Origin of the sequence: Dialister sp., from assembly GCF_047832375.1 — a bacterium.
Taxonomy (GTDB): Bacteria; Bacillota; Negativicutes; order Veillonellales; family Dialisteraceae; genus Dialister.
Map to the genome: position 1 here is coordinate 1,168,181 of NZ_CP181256.1, position 13,524 is coordinate 1,181,704.

A 13,524-nucleotide genomic window follows, 5' to 3' on the forward strand; every position below is an offset into this window, starting at 1 on the left:
TGATTTAGAGTATCGTCTTTCATAATATAAGGAGGACCGATGAAATTTTCATTTTACGATATGGCCATGGTGTTTTTCCTTGGCATCATGACAGCTGTGGCCCCTCTGGCCATGGATATGTATCTGCCGGCCCTGCCGGAGGTGTCTGAAGAACTTCACGTTTCCCCGTCCCTGGCCCAGCTGACGCTGACAGCGGTGATGGTGGGAATGGCCCTGGGCCAGCTGGTGGGAGGGCCTTTGTCTGATAAAATGGGCCGCCGGCGCCCGGCGCTGGTGGGAATGTCTCTCTTTGCCCTTTCTTCCTGGCTCTGCACGAAGACGAATTCCATCTATCTGTTTCTCCTGCTTCGATTTATCCAGGGCTTTTTCGGCTCCTTCGGACTGGTCATTGCCCGGGCCATTGCGAAGGATATAAAAAGCGGAGATGACCTGCTTCGGTTCTACTCCATACTCATGATGATCCAGGGAATTGCTCCGGTACTGGCTCCGGTGGCTGGTGGGATTGTGCTGCAGTTTACGGATTGGCATGGCGTTTTTGAACTGCTTACGGCAGTGGCATTGCTGCTGACCCTGGGATGTATGATCTATAAGGAAACCCTGCCTGTAGATAAGCGGATTCCTGATATGAAGCGGACCTTCCGGTCATTTCCTGTGCTTTTCAGGGATTCCTATTTTATGGGATGCTGCCTGGTCCAGGGATTTCTCTTTGTCGCTTTCTTCGGATATCTTGCGGCTTCGTCCTTTGTATTCCAGGATATCTATGGCCTTACGCCGAAGCAATACAGCTATATTCTGGGGACCATCGGTATGGGGCTCTTTTTCACGAGCCCATTGCCGGGGAAACTGGCAGGTCATGTGCTGGACGATTCTATGCTGCGCTGGTCTATCCTCCTGTCTTTCATGGGAAGCCTTATGCTCCTGCCGGGACTTTATTTTCGGATGTCCCTTCTCTATGTGCTGCCGGTGCTGTTTATTACGATTGTGCCCCTGTCAGTGGTGGAAACGGTTTCCCTTTCCATGGGCATATCCCGGCAGGGGAAACGGGCCGGTGCTGCGTCAGCGATGATCGGTTTCTTCTCGGTGGCCCCCGGCGGCCTTGCCATGCCGCTGGTGGGGATAGCAGGAAAGGAAACGGCCCTTCCCATGGCCCTTGTCATGGTGGCGGGATACGGTTTATGTTTCCTGTCCTACTGGAAATGGGTGCACGGGAGGTAAGGGAGGAATTGAATTGAGCGAAAAGAATTGAGCTCCCGCGGCTTCGACGCAAATGTATGGCTGTGCAGCCAGAAAGGCTGGTCAGGCCCTATGGGCCAGAATCTCGCAGGGTTCCCAACTGCGGCAAAAGACGCGGACCATAGCGCCGCAGGCTGACCAGCTTTCCTGGAAGCTGGAAGCTAACAGCTGGAAGCCCCCATACGTATTGTACGCACAGACAGCCATACATTTGCGGCGAAGCGGCTATTTATCCCTACCTTTACAAACGCCCATACCGGCGCTATAATTATATCAACGCAGGGAAAGAGACTACCTTTTTCTGATGCCCCTAGAGAAGAGACGGCTGGTGAAAGTCTTGGCAGAAGAAAAAGTTTCCACTCAGGAGCGGCTGGTGAGGAACCGGACGGTTTGTGACCGATATCAACTTCGAGCTGGCTTAGGCAAATTGGGTGGCACCGCGATGACTTCGTCCCATGGAGGGGAGAAGTCTTTTTTTATTTCCATTGCTTTCCATGCCGCAATGCGGCAAATTTGATACAGGGAGAGATAGTTATGTTAGACATCAAGTTTATCCGTGAACATGCTGACGAAGTCAAGAAGAATCTTGTGAACCGTCACAACCCCTTTGATCTGGACGAAGTACTCCAGCTCGATGAAAAGAGAAGACAGCTTCTCCAGGAAACAGAAGCGCTGAAGAGCGAGAAGAATGCAGAATCCAGGAAAATCGCCCAGGCCAAGAGAAATGGGGAAGACGCAGCCGATGCCATTGCTTCCATGAGAGAAGTGGGCAAGAAAATCGCTGCCATTGATAAGGAGCTCGGTGAAGTAGAAAGCAAGCTGAATGAACTCCTGCTCCACATCCCGAACATGGCTGATAAAACGGTTCCTGTGGGCAAAGACGATTCTGAAAATCCGGAAGTCCGCCGCTGGGGTGAAATCCCGAAGTTTGATTTCCCCATCAAAGCTCACTACGAACTGGGTGATACCCTTGGCATCCTCGATGCGGAACGGGCAGGCAAAGTGTCCGGTGCCCGGTTCTACTTCTACCTCCAGGGCGCTGCCCGCCTGGAAAGAGCGGTGTACAACTTCATGCTGGACCTCCATACCCAGCAGAATGACTATACCGAAGTCATTCCGCCCTATATCATCAACGGCAAGTCCATGCAGGGCACCGGCCAGCTGCCGAAATTTGCCGATGACATGTACAAAGTGGAAGGGGAAAACATGTACATGACCCCAACCGCTGAAGTACCGCTGACCAACTATTTCGCCGGTGAAATCCTGGACGGCGATATGCTCCCTGTCCACCTCACCGCCCTTACTCCCTGCTTCCGTAAAGAAGCGGGTTCCGCAGGCAAGGATACCCGCGGCCTGATCCGGCAGCACCAGTTCCATAAAGTAGAAATGGTGAAGTACTGCAAGCCGGAAGACAGCTGGGATGAACTGGAAAGCCTTACTGCCGAAGCGGAAAAGGTACTGCAGCTCCTGAAGCTTCCATACCATGTGGTCTGCCTCTGCACCGGGGATATCGGATTCTCCTCTGCCAAGACCTACGACCTGGAAGTATGGATGCCGGCACAGAACAAGTACCGTGAAATTTCTTCCTGCTCCAACTGCCTCGATTTCCAGGCACGCCGCGCCAATATCCGTTTCCGCCGCACCCCCGGTGCAAAGCCGGAATTCGTACACACCCTGAATGGCTCCGGCCTTGCTGTAGGCAGGACTGTGGCTGCCATCATGGAAAATTACCAGCAGGCTGACGGCACCATCAAGGTTCCGGATGTACTGGTTCCTTACATGAACGGAGTCACGGTGATCGGAAAGAGAAACGGTTTCCCGAGCTCCAAGCCCGTTGAAAAGAAATAAGACGGTTGTGGAATCAGGGCCAATAGGGGAGCTATGTGGGTAAGCCTGCGTGTGAACGTGCGGGGGCTTCTAGCTTCTAGCTTCTAGCGACTAGCTTTTAGGTAAACTCGACAGCCTGCGGCACACCAATCGCTTAGATTACAGTCTTTCATGCCGTAGGCTGACCAGCTTTCCTGGAAGCCAGCTGCTAGAAGCTGGAAGCTCCGTCCCAAATGGCTCCAACCGTACTTCGAGAAATCGCCGCTGGCCGCTGGCCGGCTCAAGGGTCCGTGGGAGTGACTCCAACCGTATGACAAACCATAAAAAAGAACTGTGAGACATTCATCTCACAGTTTTTTTTTATATCTTACCGTCAGTCTTTGTAAATGGATTCCATGGTCATGGGGATGTCGTTATTCACACCCTTGGAGAGGATGAACTGGCCCACATCCAGTACGCCGGTACGGAAGCCGGATTCGCAGCCCCGGAGGTAAATATCCCAGAGCCGTTTGAACCGGTCATCGTATTTCGCAGGAAGCTGGTCCTTGTGGGCATTGAATGCTTCTGCCCAGAGGTGAAGGGTCTTTGCGTAGTGCCGACGGAGGCTCTCAAAGCCGATGAGCCGGAAATCAAAGAGGGGAATGTTGTTCACCGTTTCCCGGATACCCGGTACGTAGCCGCCGGGGAAAATGAACCGGGTCATCCAGTTGTCCGTCTCCTTTTCCTGGGGATCCATGTTCAGGATGGAGTGGAGCAGGAAAAGTCCGCCCGGTTTCAGGAGTTCCGATACCTTATGGAAATAGAGGGGCAGGTACTTCTTGCCTACGTGTTCGAACATGCCGATGGATACGATCTTGTCAAACTGGTATTTGTCGGCGTCCAGGTCCAGGTAGTTTTCCAGGATCACGTCGCACTTGCCGTCCAACCCTTCTTTATGAATTCTTTCTTTTGCCGCTTTGTACTGCTCTTCAGAAAGGGTAATGCCGTAAGCGTTTACGCCGTATTTCTTTGCTGCGTAAATGATGAGTTCACCCCAGCCGCAGCCGATGTCCAGCAGTTTTTCGCCGGGCTTCAGGAACAGCTTCCGGAGGGACAGGTCGATCTTGTTCATCTGCGCTTCGTAGAGGCTGTCATTGTCGTGCTTGAAATAGGCGCAGGAATAGGTTCTCGTGGGATCCAGGAAGGAATCGAACAGTTCATTTCCCAGGTCATAGTGGGCATGGATATTGGATTTTTCCCGTTTTTCTTCTTCCTTGATCAGTTTCTGCCGAAGTGATCCGAGGTGGTAGGGGAGAGTGACCGGGTCCTTTTCAAAGGCCGTAGCCACGATGTCATCCAGGTTTCCTTCGAAATCCACAATGCCATCCACATAGGCAGAACCGATGAGCACATCCAGGTCTGCTTTCAGGTCAGAAGCAGAGAAGTTTGGTTCCCTGTTGAAAATCACTTTAAATTTCGGTGCTGTGGATCCGTAATTCTTTTCGGTCCCGTCCCAGAAACGAACGGTGAACCCACCTTTTTTCCACAGTTGCAACGCCATGTTAAGAGCTTCTTTTTTAAACATAAGGCACCTCCTGATTTAGTTGTTGCATCTAATTATTATTATAGCACTTTATCTTAGGATGAGCTCATTTTATGCTTATTTTGATTTCGTATGCCTTTATCCGATAGCAGAATCGTTTTGTAAATGAGAATAGACAGCCCTATGTGGCTGAGCTTATATTATATGCGAACGGATGGGGCTGTGTGGGGGCGCCCTGCGACCCTGTGGGGGCCAGAAATCCTGTTTCCCCCTTTGGGGGAAGTCCCGCGAAGCGGGCAAGGGGGGTGCATTTGCGGCGAAGCCGCTGGACCGGCTGGGCCGCGGCTTTCAACTCTGCCGCAAAGCGGCTATTCCCTATTCACCCCTTTATAGTATAATGAAATCAGAGGTATACTTATTACCCGTGCAAGGGAGGTGCGGTATGGCGGAAATTCTGGCAAACCCGGTGGTGGAGGCCCTGCTGGCGGCTGTTATCCTCATTTCCCTGGCCGCCGAAGTGAAGACGGCGGGATTTTCAGGAGGCGCCCTGGTGGCTGCCATAGCCGGGGCAATCCTTATCGGAGCCCGGTGGGGCGAAGGGTCTCCTTCAGCCCTGGAGTTCATCCTGTTCTTCAGCGGCATGGCCCTGATCATTATGGATATCCTGTTCCTTTTTTCCGGTGCCGCAGCGGTCATTGGCCTGGTGGCGGTGATGACGGGGCTCTTCTTTACCTTTGGCGGCGGCGTCATGGCACTGTATATCCTGGCGGCGGCGGTCATTCTTTCGGCCATCGGCTTTTATTTCATCGCCGGCCACCTGTCCCAGAGCCGGCTGTGGCGAAAGCTCACTCTCCATACGGAACTGAAGGGAAAGGCGGGATTCCATTCGTCTTCCTCCGATTACAGCGGCTATGTGGGGAAAGAGGGAAGTGCCCTTTCTACGCTCCGGCCTTCGGGGAAGGTGAAGATAGGGGACTCTGTGCTCGATGCTGTTTCCGATGGCGGTTTTATTGAACAGGGACGGTCCGTGAAAGTCACGGAATCCCGGTCCAGTTATGTCATCGTCCGGGAAATCCCGGGAAACCGTTGATTTTTTACATATATCGTTTATATTTGCCGGTTCTTTTATAGCCCGGCGTCAGGAGGTATGTATGGAAATTCTGTTTTTTCCGGTGATGGTATTTTTCATCGCCGTGGTGGCTATCTCGGTACTTCTCCATTTCGTGCCGGTGGGGCTTTGGATTTCCGCTTTGGCGGCGGGAGTCAATATTTCTCTTTTCAATCTCGTAGGTATGCGGATCCGCCGGGTGGAACCACGGATGATCGTGCTTCCCCTCATCAAGGGGACCAAGGCAGGGCTTGCGCTGAACGTGAACCAGCTGGAAGCCCATTACCTGGCCGGGGGCAACGTGGATAATGTGGTGGACGCCCTCATCGCTGCCCACCGGGCCCAGATTTCCCTGTCCTTTGAACAGGCGGCGGCCATCGACCTGGCCGGCCGAAACGTGCTGGAAGCGGTGCAGATGAGCGTGAACCCGAAGGTCATCGAGACCCCCACCATTTCTGCGGTGGCAAAGAACGGCATCGAACTGAAAGTCCGGGCCCGGGTGACGGTGCGCGCCAATATTGACCGCCTCGTGGGCGGCGCCGGGGAAGCCACCATCATCGCCCGGGTAGGGGAAGGTATCGTTACCACCGTAGGCTCCTCCGAGAGCCATACGGATGTCCTCGAAAATCCGGATCACATTTCCCGGACTGTCCTTGGCAAGGGTTTGGATTCCGGTACGGCCTTTGAAATCCTTTCCATCGATATCGCCGACGTAGATGTGGGCCGCAATATCGGTGCCCAGCTGCAGACAGACCAGGCGGAAGCGGATAAGCAGATCGCCCAGGCCCGGGCCGAGGAAAGAAGGGCCATGGCCGTGGCGAAGGAGCAGGAAATGAAGGCCTACACCCAGGAAATGAAGGCAAAGGTCATCGAAGCCCAGGCAGAGGTGCCCCATGCCCTGGCGGAAGCCCTGAGGAGCGGCCATATGGGAGTCATGGATTACTACAACCTGAAAAACATTGCAGCCGATACGGAAATGAGAGAAAACATCGCCGGCACCGGAGAAGGACACAAGGATAAGTAAGGAGGTCCATCATGGGAGAACCAACGAATTCCGGCGGCTATGATTATAAGAAGCTGCGCCGGCGGATCCTGAAATCCTGGGGAGAGCCGACACCCATGGAAACTCCTGGGCCCGCAGAAAAGGCGGAAGGCCGCCGCCCGCCGGCAGGGGAGAAACCGGTGGCTCCGGAAAATCCTTTACCTAAAGTACATGGTAAACAGGAATCTTCTGCAAAATCCTTTAATTATAAGAAGAAATCTGATAAAATAGAGACAAGAACCGTGAAGCCCGACTTAAAGAAGCTCCATCCATCTGCAGTGATTGTGGCAGATGAAAAGGAGGCCAGAGCTAAAGAGCTGTCCGGAGAGGCGGATCGGAATTACGGGGGGAGTACTTTACAGGAGACCGGCGGGGTCAGTGAAAACCGGCTTCCATTCCCTGATACAAGGGCTGCAAGGCAATGGGTACTTTACGATGCGGTATTTGGACCGCCAAGAAGTAAAAGACCCTGGAGACCATGGAGGTAGTTCCGGAATTTCCGGGACCCCGGTTTCTATAAAGCCCGTTTATGAAAAGGACGGCTGAGAATTAGTGGATACTTATAAAGAAGAACTGTACGGAAAGATCTTATGGACCTGTTATCGTTCGAAAGCCTATATCTTCCTTCTGTCCCTGGTCTATGTCATTGCTTCGGCGGCTGCCATAGTTTTTGCCATTACCCATAATATGAACCATGGCATCATATTCTATGTGCTGGCAGCGGTGGTGGTGCTCATATCCCTGTGGCGGATCAACCGGGTCCATTACCCGGTGGCCCTGATCTGCGAGAAAAAGCTTCTCGTGGCGATTCCCTGGTCCTTCCTGAATTCGGACTACTACATTTCCCTGAAAGCCCGGTACATGCCAGTGGACTATCGGGAAGTGGCCGGCGTCTCGGATGGATGGAACCGCATTTATATCGGTGCCCCTGTGGTAGGCGGTATGGTGGCCCTGCCGGTACAGCTGGCTTTCGTCTCTTTAGGGGATAAGCTCTACTTCCGGAATTGGGTGGAACAGAAACAGGGAGAAAGACTCTGAAATTGAATAAGAAAAGGCATACCTCATGGTGTGCCTTTTTGTTTTGGGGCTGGGCTCGCATGCGAAGGGGTAGAGACAGTGCAGCTGGTCTTATATGCGAACGGATGGAGTCATCAGCACGGGGCTACTAGCTTCTAGCCGCTAGCAGTCAGGAAGACTCAATAGCCTACGGCATGGAAATTTTCCGTTCGAACGATTCTGGCGCCATAGGCTGATCATCTTTCCTAAAAGCTAATAGCTATAGTAAACGACATTAATTACTTTACTTTAAATTGATGCATCTATGTGCTATACTTCAATTGGAGGTACAGTACATATGAACAATCGAAAGTATCACACTGATCCGGAAGAACTTTTGAGACAAGGTAAGGAGATTATGTCGTCTACTGATGACGCCAGGTTCCATTTCAGAGTATTCTCCGTAAACATGGTTCTATCCGGTTTGTCTGCTTCCCAAATCAGTAAATTAGCTGGTGTAAGCAAGATGACAATTTCATCCTGGGTAAAAATTGCTGATGAAAAGGGCTTTGACGCACTTAAATTAAAAGGGCACAAAGGCCGGCCCTCAAAGCTTACCAACGGGCAGCTAAAAGAAATCAAGCAGGCCCTTACTTCCGAGCCAAAACAATACGGCTACAATGTCTGGGATGGGCCGAGCTTGTCTGACTATATCAGTAGTAAGTACAACACTACGCTAAGCGTTAGACAATGCCAACGTCTATTTCACAGTCTGGGCTTTTCCCTTATCCGCCCCCAACTATATCCATCCAAGGGATACGAAGATACGGATGAACGAATTGCCTTTAAAAAAATCGACGAAGTAAAAGCAGACAGTACCGCAATTCTGACATTTCAGGACGAAGTGCATTTCCAAATTCAGACTACAATTACACGTGGATGGTATGAAAAAGGCAGTGCACCTAAGGTGAAATCATTCCCGGCACGTTTCAAGTCTCCTTATAGTGGGTTTGTTATCCCAGAAACCGGAGAGTTATTTACGACAAAGCCGGAGAAATTCAACTATGAGACCACAATAGCCTCTATTCGTGAGTTCTTGGCTGCAAAACCGTTGCCGGAAGGCAAGCATTATGTTCTGGTAATGGACAATGCCCCTTGGCACAAAAAGGCCTATCGACTAATTGCTGTAGAAAAGCGGCCAGAATATGCGGATATATCAGATAAAATTACAATTTTGATGCTTCCTCCCTATTCACCTGATCTGAATCCAATCGAACAGGTTTGGAGAAAAACCCGCAGAGAATATACACACAATCGTTTCTTTGCAACCTTAATGGAACTTATGGAAACAGTTGAAAAAGCATTCGAGGCTTGGAAAAAGCCAAATAATCAGCTTCGAACCCTGTGCAGCTTTAAATAAAGTTATTTTTGTCGTTCACTATAGCAGCTAGAAGCCCACGCCCTTTTCGTACGCAGGCTCGGCCACAATACACCCAGCGGCGGAGCCGCTGGATCTCAAATCTCAACACTCAAATCTCAATTCTTTCCCTAACAGGCAATTTACTTTCTGTCCTTTCTATGGTACCATGAATGCATATGTTCATTAATCTATGAGGTGATTATAAAAATGGCAGCAAAAATTACGTATACCATCCAAGAAGAATTAGGAGACCTCTCGGAAGCCTCCAACGGCTGGAAGAAACAGCTCACCTATACGAGCTGGAACAACAGGGGCGAAAAATTTGACCTCCGTTCCTGGAACCCGGACCATACGGCCATGACCAAAGGACTGACCCTGACCAAAGAGGAAATCCTCAAGCTGAAAGATATCCTGAACAACATCGATTTCGACAAGTACTGATTGACCGCCATGACCTTTTAAGGCTCTCCCCTGGGAGAGCCTTTTGGTCTATTTTGGGGGGGTTAGGTATCCCGTTTTATTAATAATAGATTAACTGATATTTCCGATTCTACTTTCCATAGAAAAAGGAGAGATACTATGACATTTCTGTTTGTGGGGCCCCGGGGAGAGCGGACAAAGAAGGCCTTTCTTGCCGGTTCCGTGGGCCTTTTTGTCAATTTTCTGCTGGGCTTTTTCAAAATCCTGGCAGGCTGGCAGAGCGGATTCCTGTCCGTAGTGGGCGATGGCTTCAACAATATCACCGACATGGGCTCCGTCATCCTGCTCATGATGACATTCTACTACGCCGCCAAGCCATCGGATAAGGAGCATCCCTTCGGCCACGGCCGGCTGGAATACATCAATTCCACGGTCATGGCGGCGGTGATCCTCTACGTTGGCATTACGCTCCTGGTACAGTCGGTGCAGAAAATCATGCACCCTGAAGACACCACATTTACTCCCTTTGTGGCGGTAATTCTTCTGGTGGGCCTTGTGGGGAAACTTTTCCTGGCCTGGTGGTACAAGAGGGCAGGGAAGAAACTGAATTCCCATGCCTTTGATGCTTACAGCGCCGATTCCCTGTCCGACATGCTCTCTACGTCCGGTGTCCTCGTGGCTACGCTGGTGGAATATTTCTTCGGCCTCCATATCGATGGATACGTGGGCACCATTATGGCCCTCTTCATCCTGTGGACAGGCTACGGCATCATGAAGAACGCCGTCAATTCCATCCTGGGCGCTACGCCGGATGCGGAGGTATATAAGAAGATCCGGGAATGCATCCTGTCCTGCCCCGGGGTTTACGGGGTCCATGACCTCATCGTCCATGACTACGGACCGGAAAACCATTTCTGCACGGCCCATGTGGAGCTGGACAGCAGCCTGGACCTGGTGGAAAGCCATGAACTGGCGGAAAACGTGATGACCACGCTCCGGGAAAAACTGAACGTACAGGCCACGATCCACGCCGATCCGAAGGCCGTTTCCAATCCCCGGGAAGAAGGGTACCGGCGGGACCTGGAATCTGCCATTTACCGTTCCAAGCTCCCTCTGTCCTACCATGATTTCTTCGTGGAAGAGAGAAATGGGGAAATCCACCTGTCCTTCGAACTGGCTTTAACCGGACCCTGCCGCCTGGATGATAAGGAAATTTACGAAAAAATCTGTGAATGCCTGCAGGAAATCAATCCCGCCTTCACCGTGGAAACCATGGTGGACCGGAACTTCATCAGCGGCAAAGTCTACGGCGCCGACAAGGAGGAGGTCCTCCAGATCGCAAACCTGGAAAAGAACCATCGGATTCTACGGAAAAAGGAGACGGGGAAGACCGATGGAGATCGAGATTGAAATCGGGAGGTCTGTTAGGGAAATGCACGTGCGAACGGACGGAGCCTTGAGCGGAACAGGCCCTGCGGGCGGATTCGCCTGCGGCGAATCAGTAGCTAGTAGCTAGGTCTAGTGGCTAGGCGGTCAGGCCCTGCGGGCCGAGTGACATATGAATGGGCGGTGTGCGGACGTATGGGGCTTCCAGCTGCTGGCTTTTAGCTTTCAGGAAAGATGATCAGCCTATGGCGCCAGAATCGTTCGAACGGAAAATTTCCATGCCGTAGGCTATTGAGTCTTCCTGGCTGCTAGCGGCTAGAAGCTAGCAGCCCCGTGCTGATGACTCCATCCGTAAGCATCGAAATCCGCCGCAAAGCGGCTGGACCTCAACTCTCAACTCTCAACTCTCAAATCTCAATTCTCCCAATAACAGGAAATTTCTCTTAAAATGTGGTAAAATGTAAAAGAACATAGCGTAATAAAACAGGCATATACTCAGAGAATTTGAATGATAAGGCTGGCCTGGAAAGGGGCAGCTGATACTTATGTACGGGAATCAAAGGGAGTGCAGGCATGAAAAAGGAAGTCATCGTTATGCTTCTCACAGGCATTTTTGCCTTGGGAACGGCACAGATATCTATGGCCGATTACACCATCGGTTCTAAGGGACCAGAAGTGCGGACCATCCAGAAACGGCTGAATGTATACGGGTTTAAAGTCAAAGCTGACGGCAACTACAACTGGGCTACTTCGAAGGCGGTAAAACAGTTCCAGAAGAGACGGCACCTGGCTGTGGATGGCATCGTTGGCCCCATGACATATAAAGCCCTCACGGGGAAAGCCATGGTCCGGCCTGCAGCTCCTGCCAGATCTTCTTCTTACCATGGAGATTCCTCCCTTGGTATCGATGACAGCCGGGTGGAATGGCATAAGGCAGGACCCATGAGCGATACGGTCCGCGCCATTACGGCGGAGGCCCAGAAATATGTGGGCGTGCCCTATGTATTTGGCGGTACCACACCCAGAGGCTTCGACTGCTCCGGTTTTATCCAGTACGTATTCAACAGAAAGGGCATCATGCTTCCCCGGGGAGCGGATGAACAGTACCTTTCCGGTCGGAAGGTGTCCATCAATGCTTTGGAACCGGGGGACCTGGTCTTTTTCCAGACCTATGACCAGGGCGTATCCCATTCGGGGCTGTACCTGGGGGATGGCTATTTCATCAGCGCCACCAGCAGCCGCGGCGTAGCCGTAGCGACCATGAAAAACGGATACTGGCACGACCGCTATATCGGCGCCAACCGGGTATTATAAAATTGAAAGGCAAGTGTGAAGGAAGCACTGGGAAATCGGCTCCTGCCGGTGGTCCAGCGCTTCCTTGTGTATGTATCGGGCTGTAAAGAAACAGGAGGGAGAGGCATCTCCCATTTCCTACAGCCCTTTTCCTTTTAAGGAAGTGATCAGATGAGGATTGGTATGCTGCAGATGGATGTGGCGGAAGGCGATAAAGAAAGAAATATTAACCATGCTTTCCACCTGCTGGAGGAGGCGGCGTCCCGGGCGGATGTGCTGGTGATGCCTGAACTCTGGACCATCGGCTATAATTTTCATGATTTCAAAAACCGGGTGACACGGATGAACGATGGCCTTTTGGACAGGCTTTCTTCCTTTGCTTCGTTCCACCATATTACCCTGGCTGCGGGGACCCTTCCCATTGAAAAGGATGGCATCGTGAAAAATATGGGAATCATCTTCGCCCCCAATGGCCATATCCAGGCCCACTACAGCAAGCGCCACCTTTTCTACGGGTATCTGGAAGCGGAACTCATGGTGCCGGGAGAGCACCTTATGACCACCTCCATCCATGGGGTGAAGACGGGCATGGCGGTGTGCTATGAATTTTATTTTCCCAAGATGTGGAGAAAAATGGCGAAAGCCGGCACCACCCTCGTACTGGCACCGGCATCCTGGCCGAAGGTCCATCTGGCCCAGTGGGACGTGCTCACCAGGGCCAGGGCCATTGAGAACGGCATGTGCATCTGCGCCGTGAACATGGCGGGCACCTACCATGGCGTGCAGCTGGGAGGCCATTCCCGTTTCATCGATCCCGTGGGAAACGTCATCGTGGAAGGGGACCTTTCGGAGCATATCTACTATGCTGACTACGATGAACAGAAATACAAGGATCTCGGCAAGCAGCTGGCGGTGATCCGGCTGGAAAAGGAAATCGGCCAGCCGAGATAAAAGATAGAGTTGAGATTTGAGAATTGAGATTTGAGGTTCAGCGGCTTCGCCGCCGTTGGAATCCTGAAGACTCTGCACAAAAAACGTAAAAATACCTCTGCAGCAGGCCCCTTCCTCGGGGAAGTAGGCGAACTGATTTCGTAAGGAGCTGCAGGCGACTGAGAAATCAGTGAGACACTTTCCCAGCGAAGTCGGGCAGGGGCTGCCCACGTGAGCGCAGGTCCTGCAGAGGACCTGCGAGGCCAGCCCAAGTTGGTGCTTATACTGCACACTAAAGCGCCTTCCTTTTAGGGCTGGCCATGGGGTTAGCTGAAGGGAACTAATGG

General features: G+C 51.9%; 12 protein-coding genes. 11 read left to right on the plus strand and 1 reads right to left on the minus strand.

Going from position 1 to position 13,524, the window contains the following annotated elements; translation table 11 throughout:
- Positions 1–39: 39 nt before the first annotated feature.
- Entirely contained in the window at positions 40–1,215 is a 1,176-nt protein-coding gene (locus ACFWUL_RS04745; protein WP_416177952.1) for a multidrug effflux MFS transporter, read from the plus strand.
- A gap of 552 nt (positions 1,216–1,767) precedes the next feature.
- Positions 1,768–3,081, plus strand: a complete 1,314-nt coding sequence (gene serS, locus ACFWUL_RS04750; RefSeq protein WP_297023091.1) for a serine--tRNA ligase — start codon at positions 1,768–1,770, stop codon at positions 3,079–3,081.
- 352 nt (positions 3,082–3,433) lie between these two features.
- Here serS and ACFWUL_RS04755 read toward each other — a convergent pair whose 3' ends face one another.
- Positions 3,434–4,624, minus strand: a complete 1,191-nt coding sequence (locus tag ACFWUL_RS04755; protein ID WP_416177953.1) for a class I SAM-dependent methyltransferase — start codon at positions 4,622–4,624, stop codon at positions 3,434–3,436.
- Between the two features lie 400 nt (positions 4,625–5,024).
- On the opposite strand from ACFWUL_RS04755, the gene ACFWUL_RS04760 reads away from it, so the two are divergent.
- The 9 genes from ACFWUL_RS04760 (at position 5,025) to ACFWUL_RS04800 (ending at position 13,198) form a co-directional block, all read left to right on the plus strand.
- Positions 5,025–5,672 (plus strand): NfeD family protein, encoded by a 648-nt coding sequence (locus ACFWUL_RS04760; protein WP_416177954.1) that lies wholly within the window; start codon positions 5,025–5,027, stop codon positions 5,670–5,672.
- A 61-nt stretch (positions 5,673–5,733) separates the two neighbouring features.
- Complete coding sequence (floA, locus tag ACFWUL_RS04765) at positions 5,734–6,714, plus strand: flotillin-like protein FloA (RefSeq protein WP_296097330.1); 981 nt, start codon at positions 5,734–5,736, stop codon at positions 6,712–6,714.
- A gap of 11 nt (positions 6,715–6,725) precedes the next feature.
- A complete protein-coding gene (locus ACFWUL_RS04770; RefSeq protein ID WP_297023084.1) occupies positions 6,726–7,220 on the plus strand; it encodes a hypothetical protein in 495 nt (164 codons plus the stop codon).
- Between the two features lie 64 nt (positions 7,221–7,284).
- The gene (locus tag ACFWUL_RS04775; protein ID WP_416177955.1) at positions 7,285–7,770 is read left to right on the plus strand and encodes a hypothetical protein; all 486 of its coding nucleotides are present in this window, start codon (positions 7,285–7,287) and stop codon (positions 7,768–7,770) included.
- Between the two features lie 316 nt (positions 7,771–8,086).
- Entirely contained in the window at positions 8,087–9,148 is a 1,062-nt protein-coding gene (locus ACFWUL_RS04780; protein WP_416177956.1) for an IS630 family transposase, read from the plus strand.
- A gap of 207 nt (positions 9,149–9,355) precedes the next feature.
- Positions 9,356–9,589, plus strand: a complete 234-nt coding sequence (locus ACFWUL_RS04785) for a YdbC family protein (protein WP_296097324.1) — start codon at positions 9,356–9,358, stop codon at positions 9,587–9,589.
- 138 nt (positions 9,590–9,727) lie between these two features.
- Positions 9,728–10,978 carry a cation diffusion facilitator family transporter gene (locus ACFWUL_RS04790; protein ID WP_297023078.1) on the plus strand — a complete coding sequence of 417 codons (1,251 nt, stop codon included), beginning with the start codon at positions 9,728–9,730 and terminating at the stop codon, positions 10,976–10,978.
- 549 nt (positions 10,979–11,527) lie between these two features.
- Positions 11,528–12,268: a C40 family peptidase gene (locus ACFWUL_RS04795; protein ID WP_297022129.1), complete on the plus strand. Its 741-nt coding sequence runs from the start codon at positions 11,528–11,530 to the stop codon at positions 12,266–12,268.
- A gap of 150 nt (positions 12,269–12,418) precedes the next feature.
- Complete coding sequence (locus ACFWUL_RS04800; RefSeq protein ID WP_297022132.1) at positions 12,419–13,198, plus strand: nitrilase-related carbon-nitrogen hydrolase; 780 nt, start codon at positions 12,419–12,421, stop codon at positions 13,196–13,198.
- Positions 13,199–13,524 lie beyond the last annotated feature (326 nt).

What these genes read in the sequence shown, in the direction of transcription:
- ACFWUL_RS04760 (WP_416177954.1), top strand. Translation starts at nt 5,025, where the DNA reads ATGGCGGAAATTCTGGCAAACCCGGTGGTGGAGGCCCTGCTGGCGGCT.
- serS (WP_297023091.1), top strand. Translation starts at nt 1,768, where the DNA reads ATGTTAGACATCAAGTTTATCCGTGAACATGCTGACGAAGTCAAGAAG.
- floA (WP_296097330.1), top strand. Translation starts at nt 5,734, where the DNA reads ATGGAAATTCTGTTTTTTCCGGTGATGGTATTTTTCATCGCCGTGGTG.
- ACFWUL_RS04785 (WP_296097324.1), top strand. Translation starts at nt 9,356, where the DNA reads ATGGCAGCAAAAATTACGTATACCATCCAAGAAGAATTAGGAGACCTC.
- ACFWUL_RS04745 (WP_416177952.1), top strand. Translation starts at nt 40, where the DNA reads ATGAAATTTTCATTTTACGATATGGCCATGGTGTTTTTCCTTGGCATC.
- ACFWUL_RS04770 (WP_297023084.1), top strand. Translation starts at nt 6,726, where the DNA reads ATGGGAGAACCAACGAATTCCGGCGGCTATGATTATAAGAAGCTGCGC.
- ACFWUL_RS04800 (WP_297022132.1), top strand. Translation starts at nt 12,419, where the DNA reads ATGAGGATTGGTATGCTGCAGATGGATGTGGCGGAAGGCGATAAAGAA.
- ACFWUL_RS04790 (WP_297023078.1), top strand. Translation starts at nt 9,728, where the DNA reads ATGACATTTCTGTTTGTGGGGCCCCGGGGAGAGCGGACAAAGAAGGCC.
- ACFWUL_RS04780 (WP_416177956.1), top strand. Translation starts at nt 8,087, where the DNA reads ATGAACAATCGAAAGTATCACACTGATCCGGAAGAACTTTTGAGACAA.
- ACFWUL_RS04755 (WP_416177953.1), bottom strand. Translation starts at nt 4,624, where the DNA reads ATGTTTAAAAAAGAAGCTCTTAACATGGCGTTGCAACTGTGGAAAAAA.
- ACFWUL_RS04795 (WP_297022129.1), top strand. Translation starts at nt 11,528, where the DNA reads ATGAAAAAGGAAGTCATCGTTATGCTTCTCACAGGCATTTTTGCCTTG.